Below are 16,667 nucleotides of genomic sequence, written 5' to 3' on the forward strand. Positions count from 1 at the left end.
ACTTATTACGTATACTGACTCAGTAGCTTTCCAACCGCATGTTTACTGGTTTTGCTGATTTTCTGCATCAGTTCAAACGAAGGTTGGTGAATACCTTGTTGTTCCATTTCATCAATCATCATTAGCCACAATTTTGCTGTCATTTGCGAGTCGGCTAAAGCGCGGTGAAACACGCCATCATTGTCAATATTTTTGAAACGCACTAAGTCACCCAGTTTATGGCTTGGTGCTTCCTGATTCAGTCTACGAGAAACCAATAGCGAACAAGCAAAGTGACCTTGGTAGGAAAGACCGATACGCTCTAGTTCTCCGTCCAAAAAACGTTTATCGAACGAAGCATTATGAGCAACTAGGTTGTCGTCAGCGATAAAGTCACAGAACTCTGCCATCACCTCTTCACAGCTTGGCGCACCTGCCAACATATTGTTGTTAATACCTGTGTAACCCTCAATAAAGGAGCTGACTCGAAAGCCCGGATTCATCAGTTGCTGAAAGGTATCCACTACCTCGCCGTTAACGAGTTTTACTGCACCAATTTCAATGGCGCGATCGCCCATATTTGGCGATAAGCCAGTGGTCTCAAAATCGAGCACAATAACGGAATTTGCTGATGACATAAAAGGCTCCAAAGGGTAAATATGCGGTGCGTAAATAAGCGAGAGTTTAGCTAAAACAGCGTGTTGATGAAGACGCTTCAGCGGCGAGCCTGATTATAAGTTTCTTAAACCTGTCGGTAAAGATTCCGCTTACCGCTAATTTGGTCGGAACTAAGACTTGAGTGTGCTTTGCCATTCACTGAGCGTTTTTATGTGCTCAGGGCCTATTCCGCAGCAGCCTCCGATGATCGTCGCGCCACTCTCAAACCACGCCTTACTGTATTCAAGATAATCTTGTGGCGTTAGATCTCTCATCGCTTGAATGGTGTCATTGGCTTCATGTTCATTACCGATTGGGGTGAAGTTGTTGGCGTAGACGCCAATCTCGATTGAGCACCCAAGCTCATCAAGAACTTGTTTCGCTTCGGTCACCGCGTTAGCCATGACCTCGGGAACTGAACAATTAAAAAAGACGCCGTCGCCACCTGCTTCACAAACGCGTGTTGTTGCCTCTCGCGCCGATTGACCAGAGCGCAATTGAGCAGGCTCACTAGTGGTATCCGCAAGAGTAAAAGCGTAATAGCTCGCTTTATCTGTCTGAGATAGAACCGATATAATAGCGTTGAGTTCTTCCAAACTTGAGATGGTTTCCGCTAGCCAGATATCTACGTATTTATCTTGTGCCTGATAGAGTAGGTTAAAGATCTGCTTTGCCTCTGCTGGACGAAACAAATCAGGTCGGTAGCTGCCAAAGGCGGGTGGTAGAGCGCCCGCTACTTGTACGGCATGTGAGGCTTTGTCTGCTGATAGTCTGGCTATTTTGGCTGCTTTTGCAGCGAGATTCGCTCCTTCAGCGTTGAACCGCTCTTGCCCGAGATGAAACGGAACACAGGCGTAACTGTTAGTGGTAATGATTTGAGCGCCAGCATCAATGAAGCTGGTGTGGGCAAGCTCTACGTATTGCGGTGATTCAATCAGAGCCTGAGCGCTCCACAGAGGTTGAGAAAAAGGCGCGCCCATTCGCTTGAGCTCGCGTCCCATTCCTCCATCTAAAATAGTCAGTCTTTTCATTATGTCGATATTTGTTTCTATGACTCTTCGCTGATAGTTAACCATCTTGGTTTAGATATCAATGACCAAATTCATCGACAATAAGTCTGGCATATTGGTTAGGGGAACTAGTGTTTCTTTGTCACAATGATTCTAACGGTTTTCAGACAGCTTCAAGATGGCAAAATGTTCACAGTGATTGAACGTGGCAAATGCTTGAAGCTCTTCGTCTAATGCGGTTAAAAATGCCGCTTTATCCTTTATTGAAGGCTCGGTGAACAGGTGAAGTACGTTTAGCACAGACTTATTCTTATCAACCTTGCAGTCTGCCCGCGCGACTAATTTGCCATCCCATAAAATCGGTAAACAGAAATATCCAAATTGCCTTTTAGCTTGGGGGACGTAGCATTCAATCAGATAGTCAAAGTTGAATACAGTATTGGCACGTTTTCTTTGAATAAGCAGATTATCAAACGGAGAGAGTATCTTTGCCCGTTTTCGATTGATGCGTTTGTCGAGCAACTGAAGTGCTTCGCTTTCTACCACATACTCGCCTTCACCTATTTTTATCTGCTCAATTTCGCCACTCTCTATTAAATCATGTAGCGCTTGTTTCACATGCTGTTTGACGTCTTTAAGCTGGTAGGTCATCTCCGCGAGAGTACCAAAGCTGTGTGCTTTGAGGTAACTCATGACAAGAAATCGCGCGTGTTCTTGAGGCGTTGGCATGGAAGTATCGACGCTAGTGGGTAACACGCGTGAAGTTAAGTCATAGACTTTGTGAAACCCTCTTCGCTCAGCAATCATTAGATCGCCCTGCATGTATAGGTTTTCTAAGGCTTGCTTAGTCGGCTTGGTATGCCACCCATCCGTTTTATGGGCTTTTGACTCAAAGTCTTTTGCCATCAGTGGGCCTTCGGACTCGATGCGCTTAAGAACATCGCTCATCAATTGACGGTCATTGCAGTACCAGTGTTTTTGCTGACCGGATTTGATCGCCGCCTTTCGCGGTAAACTGTAGCGAAAGTTGCTCATAGGTAGATAAGCGGCGGCGTGAGACCAGTATTCAAAGACTTTGCGGTCAGCGACAAGCTGATCAAGGTGCTTGGGTTGATAGCTTGGGTTACGACTCCAAAGTGTATGGTGATGGGCTCTTTGAACAACGGAAATCGTATCTATCTGCACATACCCTAGTTGCTCGAAAGCGTTGAGTGTTTTGCTGTAAGCACTGCCTTTTGACTTTCCTACGGGAAGCCCTTGGGCGATGAGGGCAAGCTTTTGTGCTTGAGATAGAGAGAGTGACTTCATGTTGTGATGCTTTTTCCTTGTTGCTCCATGGACTGCACCGCATTAAAGCCGCGCAAGATATTCCCTAGGGTAATCACCGCAAAAATCACGATAACAATCGATAAATGCCATGCCTGACTTAAACCAAATTGAACCAGCGCCATACTGACAATCGAAGAAACGATCATTTGCCCACCCCCAGACATTGCCGCTGCTGCTCCTGCCTGTTTTTTGTATGGTTGCATGACCATAGCTTGGGCACAAGGGAGCGCAATCCCGTTTCCGAGAATCATTAGCAATTGGCCGATCATCAGATACAGAGGCTCAAGCGGACAAACGAAAAACCACAGTGCAGAGCTTAAATGCAGTATCGGCGTAAAAAGCAGTAATTTTCTGCTGCCAATCATAGGTCTGACACGGTTGCAGATACTGGTACCGGTAATCATCCCCAGTGCGGGAATGATCGCCCATAGTGCGTATGCGTCTGATGTCATGCCGATCTGGTCTTGCATGATAAAAGGCATGATGGAGACAGTGGTAATCATCAAACTAAAGTTAAGCCAACCTATGCTGGCAAAGCTCATGAAATAGCGCGATGTTAGTAACTGTTTATATTGCTGTACCATCTGTTTTGGTGACGGAATCTTGTTGGTCGCTGAGAGCGTTTCATCAAATCTGAAAGCGAGTAGTCCCCAGGCTATAGCGACATAACCAAGTAAAGAAACGAACACCATCGACCAGCCAAAGTGGTAGTTAATGAACCCACCGATAACAGGCGCAACCAATGGAGTAATGGAAGCGGCCATGGCGATGTAGGATAGGGCGACAGGTAACTGGGCACCACTGTATCTGTCTCTAGTTGATGCTCTAGCGAGTACTGCGCAGCAGCCCGTACCTAACCCTTGCAGAAAGCGCCCTAATATCATGCCATTGAAGGAATCTTTCAACACAATGATCACCATCAGACCTGAAAGGGCGATCAGTAATCCGGTAAGCAGTACTTTTTTACGCCCCAGAGCATCGGAAATTGGACCGTAGATAAATTGTGAGGGACCAAAGCCTAGTAAGTACACACTGACTAGAAGCTGTGCTTGATCGAGCGAGATAGAAAAGTCTTTCGCGATCCATGGCAGCGATGGGAAAACCAACCCCATGCTGAGCTGACCAATACTGATGATTAAACACGCCAGTAAGATGGTTCGAAATTGAATGGGTTTACTCATTACACCTCACCAGATGGATCGCCATGATGACCGCGACGACGTAAACAACCTTCTTGGTCGAGTTTATTGAGTTTGGCTTTGACCCGTTTGACGGTGGATAGGCTAACATCGCAGGCAGTGGCGACACTTTGCATCGTCTCACCTTCAAGAAGCAAAGACTTGATCTGCTGATGCTTGTGTTTGTCGGCAGGTCGACCACGAAACTTCTCTTTCCAGCGCTCGGGATCTCCCTTTAACTCTTCTCGACCTAACTCAGCAGCAAATAGCCGGTGTTGGATTTGAACTTTCGCGTAACCAGACAGCAAACTGAGCATTGATTGAGTGTGAGTGCAGCCGCTTTGCAGAGTTAATGGTTCGCACAGGGTTTTGATGGTTAGCCCTTTATCAAGCAGTGCTTCTAGCGTGTTTCTGGCCTGAGAAAAGTCGCGACCAAAAACCGTTAACCACCAGATGTATAGGGTGTCGCCGGGCTTGACCTTTTCAAGTAACAGCTTGAAACCAGGGCGCTCCAATGGCGGTACATTACCACGGACTTTATCTTCAATGTGTTCACTCTCTGCAGCAGCACTTTGAAGTAATTCTAGGTGTTCAGTATAGGCTCGGTTTTTGGGAGAAAAACGCGTGTAGATGTAAGTGGTCATAGTCAGCTTATCATGGTTCATTTGATGTAATGGCTCATAATGTAGTGTGGTTCATATTTACAGTCAACACCAAATGAACCAATCCTTAAAATTTGCCCCTGAGTGAAATTTTTCTGCGGACTATCCTATCTTTATCAATGTAGCGTATGAAATGGGTGCGAATCATAAACTTACTAACCCAATCGTTGCTGCAGAAAATAACACTCAGTTAACACGCCAGTTGCGTGTTGTTTTTAGGTAAGGGCAGTTCGGGGCGAGTTATGACAGAGTTAGCGGTGACAATAGAAGCTTGGCTGTTTCAAGACAATGTCTCTGTGACGATGCTATTTATTGGCATCGTTTTACTCTCTTACCTATTAGAAGACCTAGCGATAGTGACCGCAGCGACCTTAGCGGTTGAGCACTTGATGCCAACCTCTGTTGCCCTGATGGCGATATTTGTCGGTATCAGCACCGGTGATCTTGGCCTTTACTTGATGGGCAAGGCGGCGCAAAAAGTGCGTTTTCTTCGGTATCGTTTGTTCCGTTATCAGCGAGCAAGGAGTATGCAGCGTAAGCTTCATCAACAAGCGTTTATGACCTTGTTTATCGTGCGTTTTATTCCTGGTCTCAGAACGATTGGTTTCACATTGAGTGGTTTTCTAGATGTGCCAAAAATCAAATTCTTTATTGCAGTCTTGACGGCGACGGGCCTGTGGACAGCGTTGGTTTTTGGCTCCTTCTTCCAACTTGGCAACGCGCAATGGCTTCAAGATAGTCAAGTGAGCTGGCTACTTATTCCACTGGGTTTGTGCCTGATGTTGCTGCTAAACAAACTGATTACTAAAACACTTTTAAGGGATGCGTATGACACAGCTCGCTAACGTTGAAATGATTCCACAGGGAATGGTCAATGCGGGTATGCCCGTACTCCAAGAGCCTAAACGAGTAATTTCTCCGTTTGAATTCTTGCCTGCTTGGTTTTTCTACACACCCGTTGTGCTGCAAAGTGCGGCGTTGAGTGTCGTCCATCGAGATTGGGCACTGCCATTGATCGCCAATCCAGCCATCAAATTGAGTGGCATGGTCGGGGAGTCAAAGCACGACATTTTCACTTCTGCGGGTAAACAAACCAAAGAATGGATTCTTCCATTTATCACTTTGACTAAATCTGAGCAACGTACTCAAGACTTACTCCGTGATGCTAAAAGCCAACTTGAGAAAGCAGAGTTGACGTACCCGTTAGTGGCAAAGCCTGATCTGGGTTGCCGTGGGGTTGGAGTGAAACTTATTCATTCGGACGAGCAACTGCAAAATTATATTGAAACCTTTCCTGTTTCTGGTCGTTTCTTATTGCAAGAGAAGTCGCAGTACAGTGCGGAAGCTGGCGTGTTCTATGTCCGGCAGCCTGGAGAGTCGCGCGGGAAAATCATCTCTATCACTTTGAAGTATTCCCCAAGGGTGGTTGGAGATGGTCATTCTTCCCTGAAAGAGCTAATCGAAAAGTGTCCAAGAGCAGGCAAACTTCAGCATCTTTATCTTCCTCGTCATAGTGAACATCTCGATCTGGTGGTTGCAGATAAAGACGAGTTTCAATTGGCATTTGCAGGTAGCCATTCTCGCGGTGCTATTTTCCGCGATGGTAACCATTTCATTACACAAGCGCTGGAAGAGAAGTTAGATCAGATTCTCGGCGACTTTGAAGGCTTCCACTATGGTCGTCTCGATATCAAGTTCCAAGACATCCAAACCCTAATGAATGGTGAGTGTTTCGATATCTTGGAAATCAATGGGGCGAGCAGCGAAGCTGCGCATATTTGGGATAGCGATACACCGCTAAGCGATATCTTTACTACGCTTTTAAAACAGTATCGTTTGCTTTACCAGATTGGCTCTAAGCATAAAAAACAAGGCTACAAAACCCCGACATTGGGTGCATTACTGCAAGCTTGGCGGGAAGAGAAACTCTTAACTCAGCTTTATCCAATGACCGATTAACCGCCGCGCTTAGGAAGAAAAACATGAAAAATGTAATGACACGCTTAGCGACAAATGCTCAGACGCGCCCTTCCCAAGCAGTGGTGGGGTGCATTGAAACACTCAATCAAGGTTACGAGTTTTTAGAAACGCTCAGTCAGGAAGATTATGTCTTTATTGCTCAACCGCATGTGAGTAGTTCGATAGGTGAGCACTTTCGTCACTGGCTTGATTTGTTTCACGCCATCAAGCTTGATCCGCTCAAAATCGACTACAACGTTCGCCGCCGCGGGCACGCGGTAGAAAGAAGCTTAGACGTCGCCAAGCAGGAAATCAGAGAGCTGGTCGAGTGGCTGTTTGAATTACCGTCCAATGAACTTCACCAAGCCGTCAGCGTTGAAACGGAAGTCATGTTGTCGCAAACCCATGTCGAGGAAGTCTCTTCAACATTCGTTCGTGAGCTGACGTTCGCTGCGCTACATGCTACCCATCATTTTGCGATGGCTAAAGTCGTTGCCTCTTTGCGTGGTGTCGACTCTGACAGCCATTTTGGCGTCGCGCCCACAACGGCAACTTACCAGAGGGCTCAATAGGTATGTGTACATTATCTTGGGTTTATCATGGCAATAATCACTATGAAGTTTACTTTAATCGAGATGAGCAACGTTCTCGCCTGCCTGCACTTGAGCCACAAAGTGTTCTGATTGACGGTGTTCATTGTCTGATGCCGATTGATCCTGTTGGTGGTGGCAGTTGGATTTCAACCAATGAACATGGTGTCACCGTCTGCCTGCTCAACTTTTATCAAGGCATGACGCCAAATGGAGAGTTAACCAGTCGAGGTCTTATCATAAAACGTCTAGCGAGCAGTTGTTCGAGTCAGACTGTCGATAGCCGCCTGTTGGATATGGATTTAAGCTCGTTTGCCCCTTTTACCGTCGTCTCTTTTGACACCAGACGCACCGCCAATGAAACCGTACTTTGGACTTGGGATGGCGAGCAACTAAGACGTTCTCATGCTTTTGCCCCAATTGTGTCTGCAGCGATGCACTTTGAAGAGGCGCGTCAGTATCGCCTCAAACTGTTTAATGAGTTGATCACTACCATGCCTGATCAAGAAGTGGGTCGTCTGTTTCATCAAACCTACGACGCAAACTATCCGCATCTTTCACCATTAATGGAAAGAAATGATGCACGCACTGTAAGTTTTACCTCGGTTGTCGTGTCTTCTTCTAAACAAGAAATGAATTACCAATCTATCGACAATCATCGCAATGTTGATTTTCGCACTAGCCTAAGTTGCCTTAAAAACGACATTGTCGAACAAGGAGTTTTCAAATGAAAAAGTTATTCGCGCTGCTGATCATGTTATTCAGTTTTCCTACCTTTGCTGCGGATGAGATTTATACCGGAATTTTTAGTAACAAAGCCGTCAGTGGTTATGACACCGTGGCCTATTTTACCCAAGGTAAGCCAGTGAAAGGAGATAGCAAATGGCAAACCGAATATAAAGGCGCTGACTGGTATTTCTCTTCACAAGAAAATCTCGACAAATTCAAAGCAGACCCAGATGCATACGCACCGCAATACGGTGGTTATTGTGCATGGGCGATTTCAGCCAAGAATGACTTTGCTTCATCCGATCCGAAGCAGTGGGCAATCGTTGATGGCAAGCTTTACCTTAACTATGACGCAGAAGTTAAAAGCTGGTGGGACGATGACCGCGCGGGTCACATCTCTACAGCTGATAAAAACTGGCCGACATTAATCCAATAAGGACCGATCCCATGAAATTTGCGCCACTAAAGCATATACCTTCTGCATTTATCGCCTTTGTATTTATTCAATCGCTATTCTTTAAGTTTTCTGGCTCTTACGAAACCGAGCATATTTTCGGCACTTTAGGTGAGTGGTCAGGAATTGAATGGTTTGGGGTCTATGGCGGTTACATGATTGGTTTTGCTGAGCTCATCGCTTCTATCTTGCTCTTCACTCGATTACATGGTGTTGGAGCTGCCATGAGCGCGGGCATTATGACCGGTGCGATCTTCTTCCATCTGTTTACTCCGTTAGGTGTGGTTATGCCAGAGTTTAATGCGATGGGCGAAGTGGTGGGCAGTGACGGAGGTTTACTGTTTGGTATGGCGTGTATCGTGTGGAGTTGCGGTGTCTTCCTGTTTATTCGCGACGTCAAAACACAAGGTACATTCACTCACAGCCTGTTAGTGAAAGGAGCTTAGTATGATTGATAGTCCTTTTCGATTACCGCGTAAAACACCATTTGGTATTGGAGAATCCGTCTTAGAATGGGCGACAGGGCTTGCTACGCTCGACTCGTTGTACAAACAAGATGCGCTACCTGAAGACAGTTTTGAGTTTATGCATGAAGCCTTGGCTCGAATTGGTACCCAGTACCAGGTTGATCATGGCAGCCTTGAAAACATCCCAAAGGAAGGCTCGGTTCTAATCGTTGCCAATCACCCATTTGGTGGTATCGAAGGGATTATTCTCGCTTCTTTGATTTCTAAAGTACGCAAAGATGTCAAAGTGCTGGCGAACGAGCTGCTCAAGCGCATACCTGAGCTTGATGAATTGTTTATTGGAGTTGATGTATTTGGTGGTGAAAAGGCCAAGCGAACCAATCGACAAGCGATCAAAGAGGCCAATCATCACTTAAAAGAAGGTGGAGTTCTGATTATTTTTCCTGCTGGTGAAGTCTCCTCGTGGCAAGCCAGTGAGAACAAGATCACCGACAAAGCGTGGAGTAAATCAGTTGCTAAGTTTGTTAAGCATGCTGAGGCGACCACTGTTCCGCTATTCATCAATGGAATGAATAGCAAACTGTTTTATCAGGCAGGACGAATTCATCCATTACTCAGGACGGCGATGTTAGGTCGAGAGCTACTCAATAAATCGGGAGAAACCATCTCTGTCTCAGTGGGTAATCCTATTCCTTACAGTGAGATTAAAGACTTCGATAACGAAGAGGATATTACTCAGTACTTTCGATTAAACACCTATCTGATGGGGAGTATGGGCAACGAGCAAGCGCCAACCCTAGAGGATGAGAACGCTGAACCTATCATTGCTCCTGTGTCTGTAGATTCATTGGAAAGCGAATTGCTCGCACTCGAGTCTTATAAGCTGCTAGAGCAGGGGGATTTCGAGGTTTACTGCGCGCCAACTCCAAGCATGCCGAGTATGATGCGCGAGATTGGCCGAGTTCGGGAAGAGAGTTTTAGGGAAGTCGGGGAAGGCAGTGGACGCAGCTGCGATATTGACCAGTTTGACCAGCATTATTATCAGCTCTTTGTCTGGAATAAGGCCAACCGTGATCTAGTCGGCGCTTACCGTTTGGGTTTAGTTGATGAGTTGCTTGCCAAAGGTGGTATTGATGCTCTCTACTCGACTAGCTTGTTTAAATATGATGAGGCTTTCGTTGAGAGTTTAGGTCAGTCTATAGAGTTGGGGCGCTCCGTGGTCGCAAAGCAGTATCAAAGGAACATGCACTCTCTCCTTCTGCTGTGGAAAGGCATTGCTCGTTTTGTTCAACGTAACCCTAAGTACACCCATTTGTTTGGCCCAGTCAGTATCAGCAATGACTACAGCCCAGTCGCACGCCAGTTAATTGCATCTGTCATGTCCGTTCATTATTACGATGATGAAAAAGCTAAGCTAGTCGCACCGACAACGCCACTAGAAAAAAGTGGTCAGGAATTCTGGCGCCCAGATATGCTTAGTTCTTTGTCCAAGTTACCTCTGTTGTCTAAAGTGTTAAGTCGTTTAGAGCAGGGGATGGGGTTGCCTGTTTTGCTTAGACAGTATCTGGGTATGAATGGCAAACTGGTCTGTTTTAATGTTGACCCTGCATTCAATTTTGCCCTAGATGGTTTGATTGTGGTTGATTTGACCACAGTCCCTGCGCGAACCTTAGGTAAATACATGGGCAAAGAGCAAGCTCAGGCTTATTTGGATTCGCATTTGCCCTCATAAACCACTTGATTACGCCCTTGTTTTTTTGCGCGATAGAGATACTTATCCGCATTCGCAAGGGCTTTTGAAAAGCTTCCTCCTTGCCAAACGCTAACACCGATACTTATCGTAAGCGGTTGATGTGAAGAAGGCTCTGGAAGAGAGTCACCCAAGAAGACTTCAATCGATTTTCGAATTCTCTCGGCAATTTGTATCCCTTTCTCAAGTTTTGTCTCAGGAAGTATCACGGTAAATTCTTCCCCTCCCATTCGACCAAAAATATCACTATGACGAATATCTTGTTTGATTAACGCAGTCACGTTGCGCAGTACATTATCTCCGACTGCATGGCCAAACTGGTCATTAACCATTTTAAAGTGATCTAAATCGAGCATAAAAACGATGGTTGTATGGTGATGAAGTGCCTCTATATCTCTGACTGCGTCCATCAGTGCCCTTCGGTTAAAGATCCCTGTCAGAGGGTCATATTGAGCAAGTTTGGTTAACTGCTGCTCTTTGTGGCGAATGGTTTGGGTCATCTTCTCAAAGGCGTTGAGCAGTTCACCGATTTCATCTTTTCGCGTGGTTCGCTCTATTTTGGGGTTCCCGCCTGTAGAAAGAAGGCGTATTTGCTTACGTAAGGTAATGATTGGTTTAGCCACATACCGGGAAACAAACAAAAATAGCAGTATGAAGAGCGTGATTGAAACAGCGATATAGATATCTACTTCTTTTCTTATCATTTGACTGACTCGATTGATTTCGTCTTGGTCGACAAAAAGAACCACACTAATGCCTGTCTTATGTGAATGACTCGTGTCTAGTAATAGTGAGGAGGCAATACTGGGATTAATATCAACGGTTTGATTGGTCAGAATGCCACCAAGATCTTCTCTCATCACCGGCACAGTATTTTGGTTGAGTTTGTACTCTGTGAGCTTGCTTTGTTCTAGATACCGGTAGCCAGTGATTATGTGTTCATCTTTATTGCGAATTAGAGCGATATCTACCGCATGCAGTCCTTGTTTTAGAAAATTCTGTTTTACGGCAAACAGTTGATCTTCCAGTATAGTTCGATCAAGAACAACGGTGTAAAATCCGATGAGATTGTGCTGGCAATCCAGTAGAGGACGAGAGAAAAAATAGGTTGAGGTATTATAGATCAAGCCGAGTTTCGCAACGGTCGTATCGTCTACCATGGTCACTACCGCTTTTGGTAAGTGCTTCATCTGGCGTAGCTTAATCAGTTCTTGGGTTAATTTTCGGCTCGCAATAGAGTTTTCTTCCCCCCGATTCTTAAGTTCTGAAAGTGCAGAGACCAGTTGTTTTAGCTGCTTTTCACGTTTTGGTGCTGCCAACTTCCAATCTGCAGCAGAGCGCATCAGAAGTGATAAATGATTACTGTCGAGTAGCGACGCGCCATTTAAGTTCTTGCGCAGTACATAGCGGTTACTAGGGTTGGCGGAAAGAGTGAACTGATTGGCGTGGCCGTTGATATCTGAAACAAAAAGTGCAGAGAAACCAGCAGAATAGCTCAGTGCACTGGCGACAGAAATAGGTGAAGTAGAAACTTCAATCTGATGGCATTGCTGGAGTTGCGCGCTTATATCATCAAACTCGCCAAGCCGTCTTTCGGCGAAATAGCCAATATCGACGGCAACTTGGGCTGTTGCCAGTCGACTGGTTTGGTTTATGTGCTCTAGCATTAAGTTTTTGCGAGCAACGAAGTAGCCGTGGCCAAACAGGAAGATGCAGGCTATCAACGGGATAAACAGTAAAAAGATCTTATATCTCAGTCGGCTCATTGCACTCCTACTCGTTGATCCGGTGGAGAGATAACGCCAAACTGCTTGACTACTTTTAGCGTGCCTTGTTGGTATTGTCCAAGATACATGGGTAAGTCAAAATGATTGTCTTTTCGAAGATGTATTTTTTCTGCACCTGAATAGCGAGTCAGACCGTGTAAGTTATTCATTACCTGCTGATGGGTTGCAAGGTCGGATTTTTCTATTGCCGCCTTAAGTAGGTAGATTAAGTCGTAGTGGGCTTTGGATGAGTATGTGATTATCTCATCTTCACCATGAAAGTGCCGATACTGCTTAGTGAATTTTTTGGTGAAATCAGTTTGCAGGTCACTGAAAAAGTGTAAGGGAGTATAGAAGCCTTCTAAGAGCTCTGCATCTACAGCGTCGAGATAGGTTTCGTCTGCGGCGAAAGCAACGACTTCTATTGGGCGACTAAAAGGATAGCGGCGAAACTGCTTAATAAACTCGAATCCATCCGTGCCAGGTAGAATAAGCATCAATATATCACTTTCAGAGGCTTCCAACCTTTCTAGAACAGGGCGGTAGTCAGTGACGCCAAACGCGGTAAACTCTACACCGGAAATCTCGCCTCCATTAGCGTCGACAGCTTGTTTGATGCGTTGTGACATCTTATGAGGCCAGATATAGTCATAACCAAAGATAAAGTACTTTCGTTGATTCTTAGCGATGAAATAGGGAATAACAGGATCGATGTAATGTTCTGGAATCGTGCTATAGCAAATTAGGTAGTTATCATAGTGTCCCCCTTCGTAGTCGATACCGTAAAGCATGGGGATTTGGTATTTGCTGGCAATTTCACTCATCGCATATCGCGATGAACTGCTTATGGGACCGAGCAAAGCATGGACGTTGTGTTGTTGAATTAGCTCACGGGTGTAGGCAACGGTTTTCGCCGGATCGGTCTGATTATCTCGGACAATCAGTTCTATCTGACGGTTATTGACGCCTCCTCTTGCATTGATTTGCTCTACCGCGAGCTGAGCCCCTTTCCGCGCTTTATCTCCATAGCCACTGAAAGTTCCGGTAAGGGGTAACACGACACCAACTTTGATTGGAGTGATGGGCTCGGTGCAGCCGAGTAAGGAAAAGAGCCCAACTATCGCGAATACTCTGATGAAATGCGGCATGTATTACTGTCCTTAGTAAATGATTGAACATGCGTACTGGCTTTATCCTTAATAATAATACAGTTATAGCGATTAGAGAGTAAAAAGGCGGCTTTAACTCCAATATCGGCGCAGTGTTCTAAAGTGCCGAGAGTTTGAAGTGACTCGAAAGAGTGAACTGGCTCTTTAGTCAGGCGACAAAAATCTTGGAAAGCAGGCGAAAGTCTAACAATTCATCACGTCAATCTAACCTGTTACTTCGATTCATCCTGCTAGCTTTGATGGACAAACAAAGCGATTACTCTTTGTTTGAGCAGTCAGTTAGCGAATAAAAAGGATGAAAAATGAAGATGAATCTAACCCTACCTCTAATGAGTTTAAGTGCATTAGCCGTATTGAGCTCGATGAATGTGAGTGCTCATGGCTGGGCGGAGTTCCCTAGTGCGCGCCAAAATACATGCTATGAAGATGGTGGTTTTTGGACTGATGAAATACCCAATCAAGCGTGTCAGGCCGCTTATGACCAATCGGGGGCTTATCCATTTGTGCAGCGCAGTGAAGTGGCCGCGAATGTGGCCAACTATCGAGACATGGCTCATGTCAAAGCCATAGTGCCTGACGGTGAGCTGTGTTCTGCTGGCGATTCGGCCAAGAAAGGGCTTAATGCTGTGTCTCCTCATTGGCAGCGTACTAACGTCGCATTGGATGCCAACAATCAAATAGATTTTGTATTCTACGGCCAAGCGCCCCACAACCCTTCTTATTGGGAGTTCTACTTAACCAAGCCAAGTTATGACCCTTCACTACCTTTAACGTGGGATGATCTTGAGTTAATTGATACCGCAGGCGATATTGCAGTCGATGCGCAAAAGCGATACCGAATGAAAGTCACTTTCCCGGCAGAACGCTCTGGCGACGCGATCCTATACACTCGATGGCAACGTATCGATGTGGCAGGTGAGGGCTTTTACAACTGTAGTGATATTACCTTGCGAGGTAGCGGAACCAACCCACCAACCGATCCTACTGACCCAACGGATCCGAACAACAATCTGACGGCATTGGGCTACTTTGTGCCACAAGGGTTTGGTCCGGTAGAATCTGGCGACACGATCAGATTCCGTACATTTGATGCCACTGGGGCAGAGATTGTCGATGTATCTTTAGTTATTAGCGCCAACAATACCACGACTTGGGCGGCTGAAATTGCAGATCAGTTTAACTCTCAGCAAACGGGTGATTGGTATGTGGGGATTTGGCATGCAGAAATGAACCACTATATGTTTGATACCAATAATATCTACGCCAACCAAGTCTTAGCGCCCAACAATACTTTCAGTTATGCCCTTTCGCTCATCAAAGCAGATACACCTCCTGTCGAACCTACAAACCTTTGGGATAGAGATAAGGTCTACGACACGGGAGATGTTGTGACTCATAATGGTAGAGAGTGGACAGCGCAATGGTGGACAAAAGGTGAAGAGCCTGGAACCACGGGAGAGTGGGGCGTATGGCGATAATTTACATTGTAAATCTATACTAGGCACACGAAGAAGTGGCGACCAATCGGTCGTCACTTCTTCGTTATGACTGTGATGTAGGCTACGTGGAGCTGTTTCTCGTCTTGCCTTAAATAACATATTGTTTACACTGATTTCGATGTGAACGTATAAGGGTATCGAATGAGTCGTATTAGGCAGAAAAATCAGCAGCTAATTATTGAAGTAGCCAGTGAACAGTTTGCTACCCATGGTTATGCGGCGACAAAAATTGTCGATATCGCTAAAGCGGCTGATATTCCTAAGGCGAACGTCTTTTACTACTTCAGCTCCAAAGATAAGCTCTATTACGCGGTACTAAAGACAGTAACCCAGCCATTGCTTGAGGCATCACGACCGATTGAAGAACTGACAGACCCAGTTCAAGCCTTAACCGAGTATATCGAAGCGAAACTTCGTATTTCTCGCGACCATCCTTATGCATCAAAGGTATTCGCCAATGAAGTGATGTCAGGGGCTAAGGCACTACCAGAAGATATTGGTCAAGAGCTGTTTAAGCAGTCACAAATGATCATCGATAAGTTTTCAACCTGGTCACTGCAGGGGTTGATGGATGATGTTCCAGCGCATCACTTGATGTTTACCATCTGGGCCGCCACTCAAACCTATGCCGACTTTGGCTGGCAAATCTGCAATGTCATGAAAAAAGAGCAGCTAGATAACGACGATTATCATCAAGCCGCTCAGTTCATCACTCAGCTTATTATCAACGGCTGCGGTGTTAAAACTAACAGCTGAACGGTTAAGCGAAACGTCCCCACACTGTTAAAGGTGTTAAAATCTCAAAGCCAAGTGGTTCAAGTCGCTGTACTTCTTGTTCATCTCCATAGCCGACAATATATTGATTAGGGTAAAGCATTTGCAAATGCCCAATAAGAGCGGAGAATAACGCCGGCTCACCCCATAAATTGTAGATGCCGAGCGTGTGTGTATCGTTGAAACTCGTAATACCCGCGACCTGCCCATTTGACTCAGCAGTGAAGAACCTGGTGGCCTCAGAATCTAGCATGCTGCTAGGGTAAATAGGAGTATAGTTTTCTTCGCCACGAGAGCGAGTTTCCCATTCAGCCAACCCTTCAGCGCTCGTCGCTTCTGAGATTTGGACACTATCGCTTTGTCGAAGCGGCGGCAGAGCTTTCTTAATATACCAATTTGCATCAAATAACTTAGTAAACCCTAATGGTTCGAGGCTTAACGCGGCAAAGCAATCTTTGACAAAGTAGCTGCCTTGTACGGGAATGACTTCTTCCAATAGCGCTTGTGTAGCGGACGTATTGAGTGTGACTAGATTGGGGAAAAAGGTCGGCATTGGGTCTTTCGAACACCAGTAATTCGCTTCAAGTTTTGTTTCCACTTGGTGTATTTCTGCTACACGCTGGCACCAGTTTTGATTATTTGTAATAGCTCTAAGAGTGGCTTGTTCCATTCTGTTTTTCACGATATTCCCTGTA

17 protein-coding genes are annotated in these 16,667 nt (G+C 45.6%); 9 read left to right on the plus strand and 8 right to left on the minus strand.

The features are described from left to right. Positions 1-5: 5 nt before the first annotated feature. The 5 genes from IX91_RS15250 to IX91_RS15270 form a co-directional block, all read right to left on the minus strand. On the minus strand, positions 6-617 hold the full coding sequence (locus IX91_RS15250) for a 3'-5' exonuclease (RefSeq protein WP_004746342.1): 612 nt from the start codon (positions 615-617) through the stop codon (positions 6-8). A 150-nt stretch (positions 618-767) separates the two neighbouring features. Next, positions 768-1,667: a homocysteine S-methyltransferase family protein gene (locus tag IX91_RS15255; protein ID WP_038197470.1), complete on the minus strand. Its 900-nt coding sequence runs from the start codon at positions 1,665-1,667 to the stop codon at positions 768-770. 132 nt (positions 1,668-1,799) lie between these two features. Next, positions 1,800-2,954 (minus strand): winged helix-turn-helix domain-containing protein, encoded by a 1,155-nt coding sequence (locus IX91_RS15260; protein WP_004746345.1) that lies wholly within the window; start codon positions 2,952-2,954, stop codon positions 1,800-1,802. Next, positions 2,951-4,156, minus strand: a complete 1,206-nt coding sequence (locus IX91_RS15265; protein WP_004746348.1) for a multidrug effflux MFS transporter — start codon at positions 4,154-4,156, stop codon at positions 2,951-2,953. Before IX91_RS15265 ends, IX91_RS15260 begins: the two co-directional genes overlap by 4 nt. Next, positions 4,156-4,797, minus strand: a complete 642-nt coding sequence (locus tag IX91_RS15270) for a recombinase family protein (protein WP_174329867.1) — start codon at positions 4,795-4,797, stop codon at positions 4,156-4,158. Before IX91_RS15270 ends, IX91_RS15265 begins: the two co-directional genes overlap by 1 nt. Positions 4,798-5,057: 260 nt before the next feature. Here IX91_RS15270 and IX91_RS15275 point away from each other — a divergent pair, with 260 nt between their 5' ends. From IX91_RS15275 to IX91_RS15305, 7 genes are read left to right on the plus strand one after another with little or no spacing between them, the layout of a single operon-like run. Beyond that, a complete protein-coding gene (locus IX91_RS15275; RefSeq protein ID WP_004746352.1) occupies positions 5,058-5,660 on the plus strand; it encodes a DedA family protein in 603 nt (200 codons plus the stop codon). Further along, entirely contained in the window at positions 5,644-6,774 is a 1,131-nt protein-coding gene (locus IX91_RS15280; RefSeq protein ID WP_004746354.1) for a hypothetical protein, read from the plus strand. Before IX91_RS15275 ends, IX91_RS15280 begins: the two co-directional genes overlap by 17 nt. A gap of 35 nt (positions 6,775-6,809) precedes the next feature. Continuing rightward, complete coding sequence (locus IX91_RS15285; protein WP_171381186.1) at positions 6,810-7,346, plus strand: protein kinase family protein; 537 nt, start codon at positions 6,810-6,812, stop codon at positions 7,344-7,346. A gap of 2 nt (positions 7,347-7,348) precedes the next feature. Continuing rightward, positions 7,349-8,095, plus strand: coding sequence for an NRDE family protein (locus IX91_RS15290; RefSeq protein ID WP_004746357.1), 747 nt, complete (start codon positions 7,349-7,351; stop codon positions 8,093-8,095). Beyond that, on the plus strand, positions 8,092-8,529 hold the full coding sequence (locus IX91_RS15295; protein WP_004746359.1) for a YHS domain-containing (seleno)protein: 438 nt from the start codon (positions 8,092-8,094) through the stop codon (positions 8,527-8,529). The genes IX91_RS15290 and IX91_RS15295 overlap by 4 nt, the downstream gene beginning before the upstream one ends. Before the next feature lie 11 nt (positions 8,530-8,540). Next, positions 8,541-8,993: a hypothetical protein gene (locus IX91_RS15300; RefSeq protein ID WP_004746360.1), complete on the plus strand. Its 453-nt coding sequence runs from the start codon at positions 8,541-8,543 to the stop codon at positions 8,991-8,993. Between the two features lies 1 nt (position 8,994). Beyond that, a complete protein-coding gene (locus tag IX91_RS15305) occupies positions 8,995-10,746 on the plus strand; it encodes a lysophospholipid acyltransferase family protein (protein WP_004746361.1) in 1,752 nt (583 codons plus the stop codon). Here the strand turns inward: IX91_RS15305 and IX91_RS15310 are convergent. Beyond that, complete coding sequence (locus tag IX91_RS15310; RefSeq protein ID WP_004746363.1) at positions 10,719-12,530, minus strand: sensor domain-containing diguanylate cyclase; 1,812 nt, start codon at positions 12,528-12,530, stop codon at positions 10,719-10,721. The genes IX91_RS15305 and IX91_RS15310 overlap by 28 nt on opposite strands. Continuing rightward, the gene (locus IX91_RS15315; protein WP_004746364.1) at positions 12,527-13,678 is read right to left on the minus strand and encodes a substrate-binding protein; all 1,152 of its coding nucleotides are present in this window, start codon (positions 13,676-13,678) and stop codon (positions 12,527-12,529) included. Before IX91_RS15315 ends, IX91_RS15310 begins: the two co-directional genes overlap by 4 nt. A gap of 323 nt (positions 13,679-14,001) precedes the next feature. On the opposite strand from IX91_RS15315, the gene IX91_RS15320 reads away from it, so the two are divergent. Together IX91_RS15320 and IX91_RS15325 are read left to right on the plus strand one after the other, a co-directional pair. Beyond that, positions 14,002-15,177: a lytic polysaccharide monooxygenase gene (locus IX91_RS15320; protein ID WP_004746366.1), complete on the plus strand. Its 1,176-nt coding sequence runs from the start codon at positions 14,002-14,004 to the stop codon at positions 15,175-15,177. Positions 15,178-15,339: 162 nt separating this feature from the next. Next, on the plus strand, positions 15,340-15,954 hold the full coding sequence (locus IX91_RS15325; RefSeq protein WP_004746367.1) for a TetR/AcrR family transcriptional regulator: 615 nt from the start codon (positions 15,340-15,342) through the stop codon (positions 15,952-15,954). Positions 15,955-15,958: 4 nt separating this feature from the next. Here IX91_RS15325 and IX91_RS15330 read toward each other — a convergent pair whose 3' ends face one another. Then, positions 15,959-16,654 (minus strand): hypothetical protein, encoded by a 696-nt coding sequence (locus IX91_RS15330; RefSeq protein WP_236642936.1) that lies wholly within the window; start codon positions 16,652-16,654, stop codon positions 15,959-15,961. Positions 16,655-16,667: the final 13 nt, after the last annotated feature.

It is taken from the genome of Vibrio tubiashii ATCC 19109 (assembly GCF_000772105.1).
Classification (GTDB): Bacteria; Pseudomonadota; Gammaproteobacteria; order Enterobacterales; family Vibrionaceae; genus Vibrio; species Vibrio tubiashii.